The following is a 21,407-nucleotide window of genomic DNA, read 5'->3' as shown; positions in this document are numbered from 1 at the left end:
TTTGAATTAAGCTGTATCTTTGCACCATGGTAAAAATTCGTGATATTGAATTGGGTGAGTTTCCGCTTCTTCTGGCTCCTATGGAAGATGTGAGCGATCCTCCTTTCAGAGCCTTGTGTAAGAAACACGGAGCTGATTTGATGTACACTGAATTTATTTCTTCGGAAGGACTGATCCGTGATGCGATCAAGAGTCGTCAGAAGCTGGATATTTTCGATTATGAAAAGCCCATCGGAATTCAGATTTTTGGAGGAGATGAGGATGCCATGGCCATGTCTGCTAAGATTGTAGATGCTACCAATCCGGATCTGTTGGACATCAATTTCGGTTGTCCTGTAAAGAAAGTGGTTTGTAAAGGTGCCGGGGCGGGTGTTTTGAAAGATGTAGACCTGATGGTTCGTCTGACCAAAGCATGTATCAATTCCACGAAGTTGCCTGTCACCGTTAAAACGCGTTTAGGTTGGGATGATTCGATGATCAATATCATGGAGGTTGCTGAAAGACTGCAAGATATTGGTGTAGAGGCTTTGTCTATTCATGGTCGCACGCGCGCACAGATGTATAAAGGCGAGGCAGACTGGAGTTATATCGCTGAAGTGAAGAACAATCCGCGGATCAAGATCCCGATTTTCGGGAATGGAGATATCGATACACCTGAAAAGGCAGTGGAATATAAAAATCGTTACGGAGTTGATGGAATTATGGTCGGTCGCGCAAGTATCGGTTATCCATGGATTTTCAATGAGATCAAGCATTTTATGGCAACAGGTGAGCATTTGGCTGCCCCAGGGATAAAAGATCGTGTAGATGCTGCCAGAGACCATTTGAATATGAGTGTTAAGTGGAAAGGTGAACGATTGGGAGTTGTTGAAATGAAACGCCATTACACGAATTATTTCAAGGGAATCGCACATTTCAAGGAATTCAGAACCAAATTGGTGACTTCTTTTGATTTGCAGGAGATCCTGGATATACTTTCCTACCTGGAAGAAAATTCAGAAGAGTTTGTGTTTTCGAATCCGGTTTGACATCCAAAAGGCTACCACTTTCTTTTGCACGCAGATTACGCGAATATCGCAGATTCTTTCATGAGTTAATCCAAATAGAGTTGAAATTAAGATCTGTGGAAATCTATATGATCTGCGTGAAAATAAGATTTGCTATGTATTCAGCGAGTTAGTTTGCTGCTTTCGAATAGGTGTATTTCACGCGCACATGCTCGAATGGTGCATAGCGTGTTCCTGCAGTAAAAGTTAATTTTTTAGCAGCGTTTTCGGCTTTCATGCGTGATGGGGTAGACTTAATCGTGGATTGCTCACCAATAATTTTGGTTCCCGTTACAATACCTTCTCGGTTTACAGCCAATTCAACAACTACAGTTCCCTCAATGGTATTTGAAAGGGTGAATTTATCCCCGGTAGTCAGTAATTTACGACCCGAGTCAACTAAAGTTCCTGTAAGTATTTGAGATTCAGCTTGATAATAGCTTAAAAACGCAATTGTAAGTAGCAATAATTTTTTCATTGTTCAAGTTTACGAAATTTCTGCCCAATTTGGTTTGTCCTGGAGTCTTTTTATTGCTTCCAAACGCAAGAAAATGTGTTCCTGTTTTTCCAATCTTGGGTCCTCTGTCAAAAGCTCTCTTGCTTTCTCACGTGCTAATGCAACAAGCGGACCATCTTTTGCCAAGTCGGCAATTTTCAAATCTAACTGACCACTTTGTTGGGTTCCCATGATATCTCCGGGACCTCTGAGTTCCAAATCGACTTCTGAAATTTCAAATCCGTCATTGGTTCGAACCATGGTGTGGATCCGTTTTTTTGTATCGGCTGATAATTTTTGACCTGTCATCAATAAACAATAGGATTGTTCGGCTCCACGACCTACACGTCCGCGCAACTGATGCAATTGGGATAATCCGAAGCGTTCCGAACTTTCAATCACCATCACGGAAGCATTCGGGACATTGACACCAACTTCGATCACCGTCGTAGCCACCATGATCTGGGTTTTTCCTTCTACAAACTGCTGCATTTCGTAATCTTTCACATCGGGCTTCATTTTTCCATGCACAATACTTACACGGTAATCAGGAAGCGGGAAAGAGCGACTAATTGCTTCAAATCCATCCATCAGGTTGTTGTAATCAAGCGTTTCGGATTCCTGGATCAAAGGGTAAACAATATAAATCTGTCTTCCCAATTCAATTTCCTTTCGGATAAACCCGAAAACAAGGGAACGGTCTTTTTCGAAATGGTGCTTTGTTGTAATCGGCTTTCGTCCGGGAGGAAGTTCGTCAATTACTGAAACATCGAGGTCTCCGTAATAGGTCATAGCGAGTGTACGCGGAATTGGGGTTGCAGTCATGACCAAAATATGCGGAGGCGAAGCATTCTTTTTCCACAGGCGCGAACGTTGTTCGACACCAAAACGGTGTTGTTCATCGATCACGACAATCCCCAGGTTCTTAAACCGGACGATTTCTTCCAGAAGTGCGTGAGTTCCGACCAAAATGTCGATTTCGCCGGATAACAACTGTTCATGAATGATCTTTCTGGCTGCTTTCTTTGTGGAGCCGGTCAGGATGGCAATCTTAACCGGAGTTCCTTCCAATAATTCGCTCAAGCCAACAAAATGCTGATTGGCTAAAATTTCCGTTGGAGCCATCAAGGCACCTTGCAAACCGGAACCAATTCCCATTAGAATCGTCAGTAATGCGACAACGGTTTTCCCACTTCCGACATCTCCCTGGAGCAGTCGGTTCATCTGGAATCCCGAACCAATATCCCGTCGGATCTCTTTCAGTACTTTCTTTTGTGCATTCGTTAGTGGAAACGGCAAGTTTTTTTCGTAGAAATCATGGAAGATCTGTCCTACTTCAGAAACTACCTGCCCGCTATTTTTCTGCATATTGATAGACTTTCTAAGCAATAACTCAATTTGCAGGTTCAGGAGTTCTTCGAATTTGAAACGCGTTCTGGCTTTTTGTGCTAAGCTTACATCAGCGGGCATGTGAATTGCCTTAATCGCCGCACCGAAAGGGGGAAGTTTCAGCTCCTGAATGAATTTCGGTGGAATGGTTTCTTCAAAATAAACTTTGGAAGCCAGTTCCAAAAGTCCTTCGACCAATTTTTGAATTCCTTTCGAATGCAAACCGGAAGCTGTCAGTTTTTCGGTAGAAGAATAGACGGGTTGCCACCCCATACTTGCTTCGTTTCCTGTTGCAACTGTTAATTCCGGATGAGAAATGTTCCAGGTATTTACATAAGGTTTTGCTTTACCGAAAACGATGTAAGTAGTATTCAACTTCAGGTTCGGCAGGATGTATTTGTATCCCTGAAACCAAAGCAGATCGATGATTCCGGTATTGTCTTGAAACTTGACAGTCAATCTTTTTTGTCTTCCCGTTCCTGTTTCGGAAACCGAGATGATCTGACCTTTCAATTGAACATATCCATCCATTTCAGGAATATCCTTAATCAGGTGAAATTTGGAACGGTCAATGTATCGAAAAGGGAAGTGATAGAGCAGGTCATGGTAAGTTGCGATACCCAATTCATCCCTCAGTAATTTGGCTCTTTGCGGACCAACTCCTTTCAGGAATTCGATGTGAGTTTGCAACCATTGATTCATGACGCGAATTTACGAAAATCCAAGAGTTGTGATTCTAGAAGGGGAAAGAGTTATTGGAATTGCTATAAAAGATAAATGGAGTTCAAACAGGCGTCTGAACTCCATTCCTAATCAACCTAACCTAACCACCTAAATCAGTACAAAGTTAAACGGATTTTGTGATTTGGTAAAACATTTTTAGTTAAAATTATCTTAATACAGGGTTTTTATAGATAAACGGTAAAACTGACTTATTTTTTGTAAGCTTTCAGCCCTTTTTCTAACCAGTTTTTAAATACTTCCGGCTCCCCATGATTTTGATAATCTGCTGATCCAACGGGAATATCTTTTCCTTCTGGTGTTTGAAGAATATAATAAGGCTGCGAAGAAGTTTTGTATTCTTCAATTTGTTTTGCGGTCCATTTGTTACCAATCGTTACAATTGAGAAATCACGTCCATTTACTTTTCTTGTGACCTGTTCTTTTTTAGGTAATTCCGTTCGCTCATCCACATACAAAGAAACGATTACTACATCATCTCTTAAATGCTCAATAATTCCGGGTTTACCCCAAACACTTTGTTCCATTCTACGACAATTAACGCAACCCCAGCCAGTGAAATCAACAAAAAGGGGTTTGTTCACTTTCTTGGCGTAAGCTAATGCCAAATCGTAATCTTTGAAAGCCATCAGACCTTTAGGACCTTTATGCATGCCTTCCACTACTTCTGCATCTGATGCGGATATAGTTGCACCGCCGCCACCTCCAACTCCCTCAGGAGATTCAGCATAGAAATCGGGAGGTAAGAATGCATTGACAAGTTTCAAAGGAGCTCCCCACAAACCAGGAATGAGATAAAAGGTAAATGCGATTGTCAGTGTTGCCATCATGGTTCTTCCAACAGATAATTTCTCAACCGGACTGTCATGCGGTAGACGTACTTTTCCAAGCATATACAGGGAAAGGGTTCCAAAGACGGCTATCCATATAGAAATGAATATTTCTCTTTCCAGTAAATGCCATTGCATCGTTGTATCTGCTGTAGATAAGAATTTGAATGCGAATGCGATTTCCAGGAAACCTAAAAACACTTTTACCACATTCAACCATCCCCCTGAATTCGGCATGGAGTTCAACAAGGATGGGAATAAGGCGAAGATCATGAATGGTAATGCCAAGGCTAATCCAAAGGCAAACATTCCGACCATCAATGCAGATCCACCTCCGTATGCTGAGAGTCCACCAAGTAATCCTCCTAAAATGGGACCTGTACAAGAGAAGGATGCCAATGATAAAACCAATGCCATGAAGAAGATTCCGACAATTCCACCTTTATCTGCTTTTGCATCTGCTGAATTCACCCATTTTGCAGGTAATTGAATTTCGAATGCTCCCAAAAAGGATAATCCGAACAGGAACAACATCAGGAAGAAGAAGATATTGAAATAGACATTGGTGGAAAGCTCATTCAGAATGTGTCCTGCTCCTGTAGCAACAACGATTGCTCCCAAAATAACGTGAATCAGGATGATGGAACCACCATAGATAAATGCATTGCGAATTCCCAGAGCTCTTGTTTTACTTCTTTTGGTAAAGAAACTCACTGTCATTGGGATCATTGGGAACACACACGGCATAATCAATGCGGCAAAACCACTGAAGAATGCCAGAAAAAAGACACCCCAAAGGGATTTTGATTCTTTCTTTTCAGGAGTTGAAACAGGCTTTTCTGCAACTTCTTTTGTAATCGTTTTCTCTTTTTTCGGAGTACTAATATTACTTACGGCGGAAGATGCAGTGTCTTCATTTGTCGGTTGACTTTCTACAACTGCACCGGCATTCGGATTCCCTTTTACATTGATTGTTCCGGATGATTGATATGGAGATAAACATTGTGCATTGATCTCACATGTCTGGAAATCATATTTAAAAGTAATCTTGAAGTCTTTTTTGCTTAAAACCTTGATTTTTTGTTTGAATATGGCCTTTCCGACATGGAATACCAAGGTCTCATCCAAAATCTTGTCATACTCGCTATGAGGCTTGGATTCGGTCATTTTTCCAACCAGCTCGAAATCTTTTGACTTAACAAGTTCTACAGTAGTTGGCCAATTCATGGAACCTTTGGGCAGAACCATCGGATTGATTTCCCAGTTTGGAACAATCGAAGCTTCTATTATTACAATTGAATAATCTTCCTTTTGTTCAATTCTACCACTCCATTTTACTTTATCCTCCGGATTATTTTGAGCATTGACAGTATTTAGAGCGGATAAACCAACAAGAAGGATTAAACTTTTAAATAAGGATTTCATAAAGTTTTTGGTATGTTATGGAATTGTTATGGAAAAATCGATATCGACAGGAGGCAAGCACATCACTTCATTACAAACCATGAATGTGACATACCCTTTGATTGTTTCTCCTGATTTGGCTTTGGCAACTTTGCGTGTGAAAGTGACTTCTGTCTTGAAGAAATCCAATGCAGCTTCAAAGTTTTCATCGTATTCGTGAATGGCCTTGGGTTCTATCATCTCGCCTTCAAATTTCACGTTCGGATTTTCCGTAAATGTAAAACTCGTTGGAACCGGTCCAATGGTATTGTTGATGTGCTGGCTATATAAGTGCCAGCCTTCCGAAATAACGGCTTTGAGTTGAATTTCTTTTGTACTCGTATTGTATGTGAAGTCCCATTTCACCCGATCCTGAGCAAACAATGAGGTTCCAATCAATAAAAAAGAGCATAAAAAAAGCAGTTTACGCATGGGCTTTAGTTTGTTAATACCAAAACTACGAAACGAAAACTGCTTGGCAATAGGAGTTTATATACTTTTCTTGAAAAGCTAAAACTTTAATTCTACAATATGATCGATCGGAATCCACATGCCTCCCTTCAGGCAAATGTATTTCTGACCGGTAGCCCAAATAGTGGTGTTGATTCTTTTCAGTCCTTCATCGTCATGAAAAATGATTCCGACTTTGTGATGGTATCCATTACCTAATCGAGTTGCTTCTTCTAATTTTAAACGGATATCTGATTGTTGCTCAAAGTCAACTGGATGTTTAAAAGACAAATCTTTTACAACCTCTTTTTCGACTGTAACTGGTTCCATTGTGCGGGTTTTTAAGAGTGTACAATCCGAAATTTAATAAAAAAATAATTTCGAAATAACATTTTGTGAAAAAAAATATTTTGATTCTTTTCAGACTTTGGAAAGTTTGATAATCAATGAAGTAGAAGAATCTGCAATATGCCTTTCTGAAACGGAAACCCCTGGAATCCAGATGATTTCATTCCCGCTTCTGAAAATAGGGTAGGAATTTCTCCATTGTTCCGGAATTCCGGAATCTTTTAATAATTTGAAAACAGGGGTTGAACCTTTTACACCAATCCGCCAAATCTCATCGGAGGGATTCGCAAAGTCCTGTAAGATCGGACCGTTACATTTAGTTGGGTCGAGATAAATTTCCCATTTATCAAAATTATCAGGTAAGAATTCAATTTCTTCAGTCTTGAATTCCCATTTCATAATTTCAGCAAAATTCGGATTCCAGGAAAAACCTTCTTTTGTCCTGAATATTGGACTTTTATCGATTTTGGAACTCAATTGAGCGTCTTTTAATTCTTGGATGCGATCAATGATCCAATAGGGCCATTGGAAGTAATTACAGCAGAGAATCCGTTGTTCGATTGTCAAATCCATCCATTCATCAAAAGAAATCTGAGCCTGTTTCTTCCAGATTTCCAATTTTGGATTCAGATCCTGCTGAATTTCCTGCCGGGTTGCGCGAAATGCCTCTTGAATGATTTGAACGGAATCCACCAAGGTCGGATTGGACTCCAGCATTTTCGGAATGAGGATGTTCCGGAATTGATTGCGTTTGTAATCATTTTCCCGGTTACTGGCATCTTCTCTCCAGGTTACCCCATGCTCCTTGGCAAATTGCTTCAAATCTGCTTTAGATAGTTCTAAGAACGGACGAATAATCCCGTTTCGTTCCGGATGCATTCCTCCCAATCCAACCATTCCTGCACCTCGAAGTAATTGCAGAAAGAAGGTTTCAACCTGGTCATCCCGGTGATGCGCCAATAAAACCCGATTAGCCGGAGATTTTTGAATGAAGGATTGGAACCATTCGTGGCGAAATTTCCTTGCAGCTTCCTGCAGGTTGATTCCTTTTCCTTTCGTCAGTTCTTTGGGGCAGCGAAGCACTTCGATTTCCAATTGGTGTTTGTTTGCCAAATCGCGTACAAAAGTCTCATCGTTTTCACTTTCAGATCCACGCAATTGATAGTTGATATGAAGAATGGTGGGCTTGTAACCCAGTTGAACCAGGATTTCTACCAAAACGGTTGAATCCAATCCGCCGGAACAGGCAACGAAGAGCTTAGACGATTGAAGGTCTAACCCGTCAATTGCTTTTTTTACCACTGACATGTGCCGAAAAGGGATAGGATTTTGTCCACTTTCACTTTGCATTCCTCGTATTCAGCTTCTGCGTCTGAAAGGATGGTGATTGCGCCCCCAACACCACAAGAGAGTTTTTGAGTGTCGGCATTATAAAAGAGCGTCCGAATCAGGACATTCAAATCGAAATCGCCGCCCGGATAAATGACTCCAAAAGAACCGGAATAGAATTCGCGTGGAAACCCTTCGTATTGTTCAGATAAAGTAACGGCAGCTTTCTTCGGAGCTCCTGTCATGGATCCCATTGGAAAGGTTGCTTTCAGGATTTGAGAAAATGACGTGTTTTCTTTCAATTCACAGGAGATGGTCGAAATCATCTGGTGGACAGTCGGGAAGGAATAAATTTCACACAATTCGTCCACATGCACGCTTCCTTTTGTTGCTACCTGTGATAAATCGTTTCGGACCAAATCCACAATCATCACATTTTCTGCCCGTTCTTTCGGACTAGTCTGCAAATTGTTGCGGTTTTCCAAGTCTTCGACATCTGTTTTGCCTCTCGGAGCTGTTCCTTTAATGGGTTGCGAAATGAGTTTTGATCCCTTTTTCTGAATGAATCGCTCGGGACTTGCCGAAGCGAGCATCCAGTTTTGGGTTTCTACCAAGCCGGCGAAAGGAGTGGGGTTATTTTCCCACATCCGTTCGAAAAAAGGTTGGATGCTTGATAATTCGATTGTTTGTGATTCGATACTTTGACAAAAATTCAATTCGTAGACATCTCCTTGTTGAATGTGGTCCTTGATCTTATTTACGCGCTCCAGGTAACTTGCCTTATCAATTTTGGCAGTCCATTGAATGGATGGAAGGGATCCTTCTGCCTCAAATAACTCTTCTGCTAATCTTTCATGGATCTCATTGTGCTCTCCTTCTAATAGATAGGCGGTGGTGCTTTCGTATAAATAGGTGCTTTTAGGAACCCAGATCCTAAGTAAGGGCAATTGGTTGGGAGTGTGTGGAATGGAAAGAATATCCAGTCCGAGTTGATAGTTGATCACCGTGAAGAGTGTTCTCCCTTCATTCGCACGGATAAACGCATCCAATGCATTCCAATCCGGATCGGCAGCTAACACAAACTCGGATTCACATCCGATCCCAACCAGGAAGGAGCTGTCCGAATGTCTGAAAAGTGCGCGTTCGATCATGGTGCAAAGGTAATTACGAATTCCGTCCCGATAACAATCGGGATACGAATTACGAATTGATTGATTGTTTTTGAGAGAATCAAAACACGCAATTTGGGGATTAAGGAAGGTCTTTTTTGACCGATTTCACATGGTTACACATGGTTACACTTTTGTGAATTATTGGGTTGATTATGGTTTGTAAGGTTCGGGGATTCGAATCCGTACAGCTCATTTAGTGACCTTATTTTTAATAATGGCGTTCGAAAAATCGGGTGAAATGGAGTGAAATAACCTGTTAAATCCTTAACCTTTTCATACTCTATCCATGCTTTATCTATGCTCTATCTATTCTCTATCCATACACTTTGTTTTTGTATAGCTATTCTAGGACGAGACAGTGTGGGAGAAAAGGGTTACATTTTTGTGAATGACGAGTCGCTGATTGATTGATTTCAGTTGAGAAAATCGCAATAGCCAAGTTGGCACAATAAGTGTTGAAGTACATGCAATATTGAAATTTGAATAATTCGTAATTCGGTCTGCCGCGGCAGATAATTAGGAATTATGTAAATTCGTTCAAAACCAAAACATGCTGTACCGTATCCTAAGAGCGATCATTTCATTCGGAATCCGACATTATTATCGGGAGATTAAAGTAGTCAATCAGCATTTGTTGGACAAGGAGACCGGACCTTTGATCATCATCGCCAATCACCCGAACACCCTGATGGATGCCTGGATGGTTGGATTTGCGAATAGAAGACGCGTCCATTTCATGGCAAAAGCGACTTTTTTCAATTCGCCTTTCAAACGAAAATTATTGGGGGCGCTAGGAATGATTCCCATTAACCGAAAATCGGATGGAGCTGTTTCCGGTGTAAACAACAAGGATTCTTTTGAGGCTTGTTATCAACTCTTGGAAAAGGGTGAAATCTTGGTGGTTTTTCCGGAGGGAACCAGTTTCCTGGAACGTAAACTGCGAGAGATCAAGACGGGAACTTCGCGGATAGCATTGGAAGTGGAACGGAGGAACCAAGGAAAGTTGGGACTGAAAGTTGTTCCAATCGGTTTGAATTATATTTCTGCGGATTCGTACCGGGGGAAAGTGCTGGTGCACGTCGGGAGAGCAATCGAACTGGATGATCTATGGAAAGAATACGAAGTGAACCAGGGAAACGCTGCTAAATTGCTTACGGAACGTTTCCGGGTAGAGCTGTCGCGTGTTTTTGTGAACATGGATGATTCGGCTCGTGAAGACCTGGTGGAGCAATTACGTACGTTGTTTGTAACGAAATACACGAATCGGGCGGATGTGGCAGGTGAAATGGATTTCATGAAATCTGTTCAGGCCAGATTGGAGCAATACAGTTTGACAACTCCCTGGAAGTTGGATGAAATTCAAACGGAAACAAGTAATGTCTTCGCATCGCTTCAGTTTTTGGGTATCAAACCTGATTTTCTGGACAGACCTTATCGACCGGTATTGTTTTTACGGCAATTCATTCAGAGCTGGTTGTTTGTAATTGTGACCGTTCCTGTTTTCCTGGTTGGTTTCATTCATCATGTACTTCCGTATTGGCTGATCGGATGGATCGTACCTAAAATGACGAAGGAGGTGGAATATCATGCACCTTTGTCTATTTTACTCGGATTACTACTTTATCCTCTGAATTATCTGGGATTTGGTTTGGCAGCACATTTTTGTTTTGACCTTTCCTGGTTGGAAACATTGATCTATCTGGTGGTTCTTCCATTGTTCGGGACTTTTGCTCATTTTTACATGCGCTACATGCATCATTTGAATTCCAAGCAGCGATTTGGTCGATTTGCGCGCAGAAGAAGTGCTATTCTTCAGAATTTGAGAGAACAGCGCGAACAGTTGAAAGACTTGATTTTTAGAGATTAAGCGGGTGTTAAGAGACGGTAAAGACAATCAAAATGTTTTTTTTTACTTTTTTTTAGGTAAAATCCTTTGATAGAACGATGCATTTATTAATTTTGCGCCTGTCTTAGAGATACCTGAGACATGTTCTTTGTTAGAATTTTGGAGGGATGGGTGAGTGGCTGAAACCACCAGTTTGCTAAACTGACGTACTGGTAACGGTACCGCGAGTTCGAATCTCGCTCTCTCCGCATAAAAGTAAGGTGAAAGCCTGAATTTTTCTCTATGGGGCTTGCGAAAGTGAAATAAATGACTATCTTTGCACCCTCAAAACAGAGATTAATTGCTTCAAGAACGATTGAAGCAAATTGAAATAAAAGCCTAGTTCGGGGCGTAGCGTAGTCCGGTCATCGCGCCTGGTTTGGGACCAGGAGGTCGCAGGTTCGAATCCTGCCGCCCCGACACATGAAAAGGGGATGAGCAATCATCCCCTTTTTTGTTTTAGAATTGTTTAGGTTGATACCATGGGCTTTGTAGCTCAGTCCCGAAGTAACTGCATCTTCTAAGCAGTATAAAAAAGAGAAAAGACATTTTGGCCCCGTAGCTCAGCTGGATAGAGCAACTGCCTTCTAAGCAGTAGGTCTTTGGTTCGAATCCAAACGGGGTCACCACAAAAAGAAAAGCCTTGACGATTTATCGTTGAGGCTTTCTTTTTGTACTTCATTTTCGTTCTGTTTCGCATTCTGCCTGGCTTTTCTTTTTGCAGAGAGAGAGAGAGAGGAGTGAGAATGAGGAAGGGAATCTGTGTTCGAAACTTTGACCTGATTTTCCTCTCTCAGGGGAAGGAAGCGAAACAAAATCTACTGAAAACCTTTGATTTTAGTGTGTTTTTCTGGCGAATTAAATTCGTTCGAATCCTATTGGGTTTCAGGCACAATTTCCGGAACTTTTAAACACCACGGTATTTTTCAGAATTATTGTGTAGTATTGGGATAATAACATAACTAAGACTATTCGCAAAAACATCTGAAATTCAGTATAAAATCCGATTTTAATTAATTGTAAATAGTTGGAGTTGCGTATATTAAGTAAGTTTTGTGTCATTTGAACAAAAACCGTGAAAGAATAAATATGGCAAAAAGTAATACAAGATATACCCCACCACCACCAACAGAACTTATTGTTTCCAGAGAGGACTTTATACAGAAACTTGAAGAAAGAATTCAGGAGGGAGAAAAAATTTTAAAATTTAATGTAAGCACACAATCTGATTTTGACAATAACAGAGATGCTTTTAATCGATGGAACGATTACAATTCTGAATACTTAAAACAGTCATTCAATAATGAATACAATGAGTATAAAAAGAGATATGACGATTGCACAATGCTCATTGGTTTTGGAAAAAATAGACAAGGTCCTCAAGGCAAACTATTAACTTTTAAAGAAAGCGTTGAAGCTAAACTCTCTAACCTCAAACAACTTCTCGGAAAAGCCGATTTATTAAAATCTTCAATGGAGAAATCAAATGCAAACGAAGTGAAGGAAACATCTACAAAGACCAATAAAATATTTATTGTTCACGGACATAATGACCATATAAAAATTGATGTAGCGAGAACTTTGGAGAAGCTTGGTTTACAACCTGTAATCCTGTCAGAACAACCAAATCAAGGACAAACAGTAATTGAAAAATTTGAACTTCATTCTGATGTTGGATTTGCTGTCGTTTTATTGACAGCTGACGATTTAGGTAGGGTTAAAACTTCTGACAAAGACAAATATAGAGCAAGACAAAATGTGATTATTGAAATGGGTTATTTCATTGGGAAATTAGGACGGAGTAACGTATTTCCTATGTATGAAGATGGTGTTGAATTGCCAAGCGACTTACACGGAATTTTATATAATTCTATTGATGAAGCGAAAACTTGGAAGTTCAAATTAGTTAAAGAGTTAACGGCAGCAGGATATCAGGTAGACGCTAATAAAATACTATAGTATGGGAATGAGAAATTACAAATTCGAAGATTTTGAGATTGGAAATAGTGTTTATCACAAATCAAACACAAAAATAAAAATGATTGTCGTAGGTAGAGAATCCGAGACTTTTGAAATTAAATGTAGATGGATTGATAAAGATGGAAACAGATTAGAAGATACATACTTGTTTGCTGAATTAATCAAGTCAGATGACTATGACTATGACCACCGACCAAGGATAACAGTAATATAAAAACGCCACACAACATCAGCTATACTATCACTTACTCTGATTAAGGGTGTTCGACTTTTGTGGTGAACCCGATAGTTATCGGGACTCGTTCTGTTTCTCATTCTGCATTGGCTTTTCTTTTTGCAGAGCGAGAGCGGAGAGTGAGAATGGGGAAGGGAATTTGTGTTCGAAGTTTCAATCAAGTTTTTTCAGATGATAAACTCAAATTTTTCGCAATCCCTTAATTTCATTGAGTTTCGTAAACATTTGAAGCAGTTCGAATCTAATTGGGTTTTTCAGAGTGAGAATTGAGAGTGGGATATGTGTTTTAAGTCGCGCTTTAGGAATAAAGAGGATCGAGTCAAATTTCCCACAACCATTAACGCTATCTTGTTTTCCAATAGACATAATTATCCAATTTAATTCAGTCAATTTCCTGAAAATACCGTATTTATACGGTTGATATCTACATTTTTAGTAATTAGTTTTGTATCACATATAAAAAATATGAGCGAAGAAAACCAAAATAAAAAGAGTAACATATTTGTTCGCATATTAACTGTTATTCTAGGGATATTAATAATATCATTAATTATTAGTCGATTTTTCTTTTTTGAACCCAAAGGAATTATTTCAAATGGTATAATTATTCTATTAGGATTATTAATGATTCTTTTTCTAAGTGAGATTTTTGATAGTTTTTCCCTTGGGCAATTTCTTTCCCTAAATAGAACGCTTAAAGAAAAGAAGGAGAAAATAGCGGATCTTAAAGAAAGCAATGACAGGTTGTTAAATCTAATAATTTCTAATAATAATTTATCCCAACATTCTTCAATGACTCATGTAACCGGTATCTCTCCTGAAGAGTTTGCTAAAACAATTATTTCTGTTATTAAAGCAGATAAGGAAACAGCTGACAAGGAAGAAACCAGAAAAGAAAAAATAGCAGAGATCATTATTGAGGAAGAGGAAGAGGAACAGGGAGGAAATAAAAAAGGTCATACCAGGGTTCCTAAAAGAAGAGTTAGTTTATCCAAGCTTAGGGAGATTTCGTTAGCCAAGTTTATTGATAATAAAGATCTTAAAAGATATAACTTCTTCGAAGATGCTCAAATATTATTAGCACAAAAAGATATTGATCCAATAAGCACTTTTAATCCAGTCTTTGATGGATATGTAGAATCGGAAAATTTCGAAATGTTTATAGAAATAAGACCGCGAAATGCACCATTGATAATTTTTAGGGAAAGGTTGTACGTGATGTTATCAAAATTATATTACTATCGTATTAATAAGAAGACAAACGTTTATTTAAATCTTATTCTCGTTGAATTACCTGAAGATAAATCTGAAGAAAACCAAGATCGAAAGAGAAGGTATTCAAATTATGAGACAAAATTGCTTCAAGAATTTGAACCTGCAATCAGAATGGGATTACTTAAAATTGAGTATTTGCAACTTTCGGAGAATGAAATTAGTGAATTATTATAGATATTAGATTTTGTAAATCTTCAATCAAATAGTTCGAAATATCTCTCATCAGGATCACAAAAGAAAAAGAGCATTTGACGCAAGTTGAATGCTTTTTTTTGTGGAGAAATCTCTCGCTCTGTTGCTCACTCTGAGCTCTTTTTCTTTCAGAGCTAGAATGAGAGCGGAGAGCGGGATCCGTGTTCGAAGCTGAGATTATGTTTCCTCCCTTATGCTTGCGCTAAAGCTTCAGCGTAGGTGCTAAGGAGGGTGGCGCAGCAAATCTCCCGCAAATCCTTGATTTTGTCCCGTTTTCCCAACACTTAATGCAGTTTGAATCCTGTTGTGTATTCATGCTTCAATTTCTTTGTAAGGATCCTTCAGCGATTCAAAAATAACGGACTAGAATATTAATAATTATCGTTTATCGTTAATTATATAATGTTTTTCATAATTTTGATCAAAAATCAAGTATGAACAAAGTCCCATTATTACTGAGCATCATTTGCTTCGTTATTTACCGTTTACTCTTATACTTCACCCATAATATCGGGCTCTCCTTATTAATCTTTCTGGTACCAATTGGATTGTTGGTTTTCAATTTGAGTGTTAGAAAACGCTTGTCCTATTCAAATTGGTTTCTCAGCTCCAGAAATTTCTTGCACGAAAGAAGAACCCATTCTTCCGAAAGTGAATTAGATACAGAATTGTTATATGCCAAACTCCTGGAGGTATTTGAAAACTTAGAATTCGACCTGTTGGATCACGATGAAAACAAATTGAAGATGTTATTGGGAACATCGACCAATTTCTTGACGTGGGGAGAAAACATCTATATCCAAATTGCTCCGTCCTCCAACGGCAGTATGATTGAATTTACCTCTGTTACACTTTTCGGAAACACTTCCTGGAAACGGAATGACAAAAACTTCGATTCGTTTATTGAATCATTTGAATCATCCTTAATCGTATAGTTATGCCCATATCAGTAAACTTGGATGTCATGTTGGCTAAACGGAAAATGCAATTGAAGGAATTATCCGAAATTGTGGGCGTTTCAGTTGTCAACCTTTCCATCCTAAAGCAGAGTAAAGTAAAAGCCATTCGATTTTCTACTTTGGAAGCCATTTGCGAAGCACTCGATTGTCAGCCGGGTGACCTATTGGAATTTATATCAGCAAAAGAAAATTAATCACATGTTCCTAAATCGTAAAAAACGGATTCTTAAAAATCTGGAGGCATCTTTTGGTGAAGAAAAAACCGAAGGATTCAACTTTGACCTGATTAAACGATATGACTTCAACTTGAAGCAGTCAAGCAACACGCAAATCCTATCGGAGCAAACGACTGATGATTTGGATTTTGACCTGTTTTTTCGTTTTGTAGATCGGACTACCTCCAAAGTTGGACAGCAATACCTGTATTCAAAAGCACGCACTGTTGATCATTATTCATCAGGGAAATTTGACCATCAGGAAAAGGTTATTCAGTATTTTACGAAGCATCCTGAAGACAGATTAAAAATTCAATACCAACTTCAAAAATTAAATAATCAGCAGGCTTATTATATTGTTGATCTTTTTCAAGAAGAATTGGATGAAAAACCTCGTTGGTATGCCCTCATTCCTATTCTTTCCCTGGGATCACTTTTCAGTCTCTTATTGTCTGCTGTAAACCCTGGATTCGTCTTTTTATTTCTAAGTTTTTTTGCGATAAATATCCTAATTCATTATGGACTGAAAAGGAAGACGAACATGTTTATCAATTCGATACCAGCGCTGCTTTCTTTGGGTTCAGTGGCAAAGAATATGTCCAAGTATGATTTTTTAAAAAGGAGCGAAGAAACTATCGATTTGTCACTAAGAGCCATTACAACTATCCGCAGAAAGATGTCCATGTTCAAGCTGGAACAAAAGGTAGACAGCGATATGGAAGCCGCATATTGGTATGTATTGGAATTAATAAAAATCACTTTTTTATTGGAACCATTGTTGCTTTTTAGTTCACTGGACAATTTGCGTTTTAAAGCGAAAGAAATAGAGCAGGTTTATCGTTTTGTTGGGGAGGTGGATTCAATCATTTCCGTTTCTTCGTTGAGATTTGGACTGGATGAATATTGTATCCCAACAATCTCTAATGAGTTCAGCAAAGTCCGATTCAAGGATATGAGACACCCGCTTATTCCAAACTGCGTTCCGAATAATGTAGACTTTGAAAAATCGGTTCTTCTGACTGGTTCTAACATGTCAGGTAAGACAACCTACATTCGGGCTATCGGATTGAATACTATTTCGGGTATGACACTCAATACATGCTTCGCTAAATCGGCAATTATTCCAGTTGCCAACTTGTTCTCAGTGATTCGAATTGAAGATGACTTGATGAACTCAAGCAGTTATTTCTTTAAGGAAGCGGATGAGATGAAAAATATTATTCAGCAGACGGGACAAACTACCTGCTCCATTGTTTTATTGGATGAATTGTTTAAAGGAACCAATACGATTGAACGCATTGCTGCGGCGAAGGCAATTCTTTCATTTCTTTCCAAAAGGAATTGTCATATTTTTGTTTCCACGCATGATATAGAGCTAACAGCACTTTTAAAAGATGAATATGAATTGGCTTATTTCTCCGAACAGGTGTCCGATGAAACGATTCATTTTGATTACAAATTAAAATTGGGAGTTCCCGAAAAAGGAAATGCCATTCGTATTTTAGAGATGAACGGTTATCCAAAGGAAATTACTCATGATGCGAATTCTTATTTAATAGAAATGGAACGAGGATAACAGCAAATATTTGTTGACGTATCTCGTCTGTTTCAATCCTTATAATTCTTATCCAAAGTGTTCGGCTTTTGTTGCGATAGGATCACAAAAATAAAAAGCATTTTACGCAAGTAAAATGCTTTTTATTTCAGTATAGAGCGTGAGTTTTGAGAGCGGAATTGGTGTTTGAAGACAGGATCAAACTCCATTATTTTAAATCCGAGTTCAGTACAAAACTTTCAAAACTCTTGTGAATATTGAATTTACAGCGTTTTTAGAGGTTGGAATCTAGTTATATTAGTCAACAAGTTATAGGCTATGTTGCGGACAACCTCAAACAGATATTTATGTATAGACAAATTGAAACAGAACGACTTTTAATAAGACCGATAAAAATTACTGACACGAGTTTTATCCTTGACTTGTTAAACTCAGATGGTTGGTTACAGTTTATAGGTGACAGAAAAGTTAAAACCATTGCAGACGCTGAAAAATATATCCAAAACATTCTCGACAACGAGAAATTCTATTACAGTGTTTTTGATCTTAAAGAAACCAAACAGACAGTTGGTATTATAACGTTTCTTTATCGAGACAACCAACAATTTCCAGACATTGGATTTGCAATGCTACCAGAATATGCCAAAAAAGGTTATGCACTTGAAGCAACTAAAAAATACCTGGAAGAAATTGCAAATGAGAAAAAAATCAATAAAATTATTGCCATAACTCTGCCAGACAATTCAAATTCAATAAGACTTATCGAGCGGCTTGGACTTAAATACGAAGGCAAATTTCAGGACAAATCAGAAATTTTAAATTTATATTCACTGACACTTATTAATAATGTGTAAAATGACGATAAACACAGCCTGTAACACAGATTTGGCGCAGGTGGGGTAATGTGCAAATCTAAAGCTTTGTGCTTCTATTCAAGCGTCTTGCTGGTTGACAGTTTTGTGCTCCGAAACCCGCCCGAAAGTAAAGCCCGAAAACGTTAAATCTTCAATTTTAGTCGAAGTTCACATTGATCAATCATTTCAAGTTGCAGAACCCGTTCCAGATCCTCCGCCAAATAGTTCGAAATATTCCAATGAGATGATTTATTTTTCTTAATACAAAACTAAGTAATGCAAATCAGCTAACACTGGTCTTTAGCATTGGTGTGCTGACTTATCACTTGGAGTTTTGTACTTCTATTAATATTCATAATAACCGAAGGTTTCAATACTGAAAAGCAAGAATTTCTTGTAAATTAGCGTCTGAATGGACTATCAGAAACAACTACCCATTTCTTACCTGCTCTTTACCAAAAGAGGAAGAATAAACCGACGTACCTATTGGCTGGTTTCTATTTTTATTTGGACGATTTTTTATGTTTTGTATAACGTTCTTGAGAAGGGCGTTTCTACTTCAGCTACTTGGGTTCTTTATCCGTTATTGTATTGGGCACTATTTTGTACTGCCAATAAGCGGTTGCATGATTCAGGAATGTCGGGGTATTGGCTTTGGTTGATTCTTATTCCGGTTTTTGGACCTCTTTTTCTGTTTATTGTTTTAGGTTTCAGAAGAGGAACAAGAAAAGAAAATAAATTTGGGTCGAGTCCGAATTTGGCTTCGGATTATTATAAAAATCCGGATGCGGAACTAATCAAACATTTAAAGACAGGTGAAAAAATCGTGAATGATGTTTCACGGCTAAATCCGGTTTTGGTTTCTAAGGTATTTGTTCCTGATTCAGCAGAAGAGGTGCAGAAAATAGTCAGAGAAACTGAATCACATATTTCCGTTGGGGGAGGTCGTTTCAGTATGGGAGGTCAAACTGCCAGCTCATATGGGATTCACATCGATATGCGGGCAATGAATCGGGTGATTACTTTTTCGCCGGAAGAGAAATTGATCAAAGTAGAGTCTGGAATACGTTGGTGCGACATTCAGAAATACATTGATTCACAAAACTTAAGCGTGAAAGTAATGCAATCTTATGCCAATTTCACGGTTGGTGGTTCAGTGAGTGTCAATTGTCACGGAAGGTATATCGGATACGGATCAGTTGTGATGTCGGTTCGTTCTATGGATATTGTAACTGCGGATGGTGAATTAAAAACTGTTTCCCGATTTGAACATCCAGAATTGTTCGAAGCTGTAGTTGGTTGTTATGGTGCTGTAGCAATTATTGTAGCTGTAGAACTTGAATTGGCAGAAAACGAGTTGTTGGAGCGCAAATGGAAACTCATGCGAAGAAATCAATACCTGGATTTTTTCCGAAAGGAAGTTCGTGAAAACAAACAAGTTGTCTTACATAATGGAGATCTGTATCCACCCGATTTTTCAAAGATTCTTGGTGTGTCTTGGGTAATCACAAAAAAGAAAGCTACTCAAAAAGCGCGTCTGATTACTCTTCGGGCTCAGTATCCCATAGAGCGTTTTTTCATCAGTTCGTTCAGTAAAAACAATTTTGCCAAGTGGCGACGACAGTTTATTGTTGATCCGATTTTATATAGCCGCAAAAAAGTTCATTGGAGAAATTACGAAGCAGGTTATGATGTTGCCGAACTGGAACCGGCTTCGCGCGAGTATAGCTCTTATCTTCTACAAGAATATTTCGTCCCGGTTGATCAATTTGAAGGCTTCTCTGCAAAAATGGCGGAGATCTTTCGTCGTTATAAGGTCAACGTAATCAATGTTTCGATTCGTCACGCTGTTCAGAATCGTGATTCATTACTAAGCTGGAGTGAAGAAGAAGTATTCGCTTTTGTGATCTGGTACAAGCAGAGCACAAATGAAAAAGCAAAGAATACAGTCGGAATCTGGACAAGAGAATTGACTGATGCAGCATTGGGTTGTGGAGGTACATATTACTTGCCTTATCAATTGCACGCAACACCAGAACAATTTCATAGAGCCTTTCCGCATGCAAAGAAGCTGTTCAGTTTAAAACAACAGATCGATCCGAATAATAAATTCAGGAATTCTCTCTGGGAAAAATACTATAATCCAAACGCCTATTATGAATAAACCGCAATCCGAATTCAAAACCGTTTTCAACAACACCGAATCGAGTGATCGGTTTTACAAGTTTCTGCAAGGGATTTTCCATTTGTATCCGGAAGATAAATTCCATCATCTGATAGCGGATAAGTCAAGTCAGCTGAGTACAGATCAGGCAATTTATGAAGCAGTTCAAAAGGAATTGAAAAGTATTACACCATTCCTTTCAGCACTTACTTATGCTTTACCTGCATTGAAAAAGCAGAAAAAGGAAATGTCGAATCAGGTGCTTCAAATTCTAAAAGGAAGAAATGAGGTTAAGGGATATCTGGAAATTGGTTCAACCGGAAGATATATCAGCGAATTAAAAAAACACATTCGAATCACAGGTCCTGTTTATTTGATGAACGACATTGCTCCGAATAACGGAATTGCGGATATCATGGAACGTGGTAAAATTGGTAAGATAGGAACCTTTTTTCATTTGGATTATCAACCGATTCCGCTGCAAATTGCGGACAATAGTTTGGATGTGGTAACTTGTCATATTGGTTTGCATCATTGTCCGGTAGAATTATTACCTGCTTTTGTGGAATCAATCAGACGAGTGCTCAAACCGGGAGGGTTGTTCATTATGCGTGATCACGACGTGAATTCAGAAGAAATGCGTGTTTTTGCATCATTGGTGCATACGGTTTTCAATCTTGGATTGCATGAAACATGGTCGAAAAATGAAGCAGAATACCGCTCTTTCCGTTCGGTGGAAGAGTGGGGGGGATTGCTGACTGAATCAGGATTTACTGATCTGAATTTCCGCATTTTGCAACTGAATGACCCTTCAATGAATACTTTGCTCGCATTTGCTAAAAATTGATG

At 38.9% G+C, this 21,407-nt stretch carries 17 protein-coding genes and 3 tRNA genes; 13 read left to right on the top strand and 7 right to left on the bottom strand.

Features of this window, described 5'->3' with window-relative positions; all coding sequences use genetic code 11:
* Positions 1-26: 26 nt before the first annotated feature.
* Positions 27-1,028, top strand: a complete 1,002-nt coding sequence (dusB, locus tag AAG807_RS14595) for a tRNA dihydrouridine synthase DusB (RefSeq protein WP_341905414.1) — start codon at positions 27-29, stop codon at positions 1,026-1,028.
* A 148-nt stretch (positions 1,029-1,176) separates the two neighbouring features.
* Here the strand turns inward: dusB and AAG807_RS14590 are convergent, their stop codons facing one another.
* The 7 genes from AAG807_RS14590 to AAG807_RS14560 all read right to left on the bottom strand — a co-directional run bounded on the left by AAG807_RS14590 (position 1,177) and on the right by AAG807_RS14560 (position 9,223).
* Positions 1,177-1,524, bottom strand: a complete 348-nt coding sequence (locus AAG807_RS14590) for a hypothetical protein (protein WP_341905411.1) — start codon at positions 1,522-1,524, stop codon at positions 1,177-1,179.
* Between the two features lie 9 nt (positions 1,525-1,533).
* Positions 1,534-3,633, bottom strand: coding sequence for an ATP-dependent DNA helicase RecG (recG, locus tag AAG807_RS14585; RefSeq protein WP_341905409.1), 2,100 nt, complete (start codon positions 3,631-3,633; stop codon positions 1,534-1,536).
* Between the two features lie 230 nt (positions 3,634-3,863).
* Positions 3,864-5,927: a cytochrome c biogenesis protein CcdA gene (locus AAG807_RS14580; RefSeq protein ID WP_341905406.1), complete on the bottom strand. Its 2,064-nt coding sequence runs from the start codon at positions 5,925-5,927 to the stop codon at positions 3,864-3,866.
* 15 nt (positions 5,928-5,942) lie between these two features.
* Positions 5,943-6,377, bottom strand: coding sequence for a protein-disulfide reductase DsbD domain-containing protein (locus tag AAG807_RS14575; RefSeq protein ID WP_341905402.1), 435 nt, complete (start codon positions 6,375-6,377; stop codon positions 5,943-5,945).
* 78 nt (positions 6,378-6,455) lie between these two features.
* On the bottom strand, positions 6,456-6,725 hold the full coding sequence (locus tag AAG807_RS14570) for a hypothetical protein (protein WP_341905400.1): 270 nt from the start codon (positions 6,723-6,725) through the stop codon (positions 6,456-6,458).
* Positions 6,726-6,815: 90 nt separating this feature from the next.
* On the bottom strand, positions 6,816-8,051 hold the full coding sequence (gene tilS / locus AAG807_RS14565) for a tRNA lysidine(34) synthetase TilS (protein WP_341905397.1): 1,236 nt from the start codon (positions 8,049-8,051) through the stop codon (positions 6,816-6,818).
* The gene (locus tag AAG807_RS14560) at positions 8,039-9,223 is read right to left on the bottom strand and encodes a chorismate-binding protein (RefSeq protein WP_341905394.1); all 1,185 of its coding nucleotides are present in this window, start codon (positions 9,221-9,223) and stop codon (positions 8,039-8,041) included. Before AAG807_RS14560 ends, tilS begins: the two co-directional genes overlap by 13 nt.
* 571 nt (positions 9,224-9,794) lie before the next feature.
* Here AAG807_RS14560 and AAG807_RS14555 point away from each other — a divergent pair.
* From AAG807_RS14555 to AAG807_RS14500, 12 genes are all read left to right on the top strand, one after another.
* The gene (locus AAG807_RS14555; protein ID WP_341905391.1) at positions 9,795-11,111 is read left to right on the top strand and encodes a lysophospholipid acyltransferase family protein; all 1,317 of its coding nucleotides are present in this window, start codon (positions 9,795-9,797) and stop codon (positions 11,109-11,111) included.
* Between the two features lie 140 nt (positions 11,112-11,251).
* Positions 11,252-11,338: transfer RNA gene (locus tag AAG807_RS14550), tRNA-Ser, on the top strand.
* A 136-nt stretch (positions 11,339-11,474) separates the two neighbouring features.
* A tRNA-Pro gene (locus AAG807_RS14545) sits at positions 11,475-11,549 on the top strand.
* Positions 11,550-11,681: 132 nt separating this feature from the next.
* A tRNA-Arg gene (locus AAG807_RS14540) sits at positions 11,682-11,758 on the top strand.
* A gap of 460 nt (positions 11,759-12,218) precedes the next feature.
* On the top strand, positions 12,219-13,088 hold the full coding sequence (locus tag AAG807_RS14535; RefSeq protein ID WP_341905389.1) for a nucleotide-binding protein: 870 nt from the start codon (positions 12,219-12,221) through the stop codon (positions 13,086-13,088).
* 721 nt (positions 13,089-13,809) lie between these two features.
* On the top strand, positions 13,810-14,793 hold the full coding sequence (locus AAG807_RS14530; protein WP_341905386.1) for a hypothetical protein: 984 nt from the start codon (positions 13,810-13,812) through the stop codon (positions 14,791-14,793).
* A gap of 452 nt (positions 14,794-15,245) precedes the next feature.
* Positions 15,246-15,746 (top strand): hypothetical protein, encoded by a 501-nt coding sequence (locus tag AAG807_RS14525; RefSeq protein WP_341905383.1) that lies wholly within the window; start codon positions 15,246-15,248, stop codon positions 15,744-15,746.
* Between the two features lie 2 nt (positions 15,747-15,748).
* Positions 15,749-15,964 (top strand): helix-turn-helix transcriptional regulator, encoded by a 216-nt coding sequence (locus AAG807_RS14520; protein WP_341905382.1) that lies wholly within the window; start codon positions 15,749-15,751, stop codon positions 15,962-15,964.
* A 4-nt stretch (positions 15,965-15,968) separates the two neighbouring features.
* Complete coding sequence (locus AAG807_RS14515; RefSeq protein ID WP_341905380.1) at positions 15,969-17,561, top strand: DNA mismatch repair protein MutS; 1,593 nt, start codon at positions 15,969-15,971, stop codon at positions 17,559-17,561.
* A gap of 326 nt (positions 17,562-17,887) precedes the next feature.
* Positions 17,888-18,394: a GNAT family N-acetyltransferase gene (locus AAG807_RS14510; protein WP_341905377.1), complete on the top strand. Its 507-nt coding sequence runs from the start codon at positions 17,888-17,890 to the stop codon at positions 18,392-18,394.
* A 412-nt stretch (positions 18,395-18,806) separates the two neighbouring features.
* Positions 18,807-20,558 (top strand): FAD-binding protein, encoded by a 1,752-nt coding sequence (locus tag AAG807_RS14505; protein ID WP_341905374.1) that lies wholly within the window; start codon positions 18,807-18,809, stop codon positions 20,556-20,558.
* On the top strand, positions 20,551-21,405 hold the full coding sequence (locus AAG807_RS14500) for a methyltransferase domain-containing protein (RefSeq protein WP_341905371.1): 855 nt from the start codon (positions 20,551-20,553) through the stop codon (positions 21,403-21,405). The genes AAG807_RS14505 and AAG807_RS14500 overlap by 8 nt, the downstream gene beginning before the upstream one ends.
* Positions 21,406-21,407 lie beyond the last annotated feature (2 nt).

The sequence above is a fragment of the Fluviicola taffensis DSM 16823 genome, from assembly GCF_943372375.1.
GTDB classification, from domain to species: domain Bacteria; phylum Bacteroidota; class Bacteroidia; order Flavobacteriales_D; family Crocinitomicaceae; genus Fluviicola; species Fluviicola taffensis_A.
Note: the sequence above shows the minus strand (reverse complement) of the source record. Positions and strands in the feature narration are given on the sequence as shown.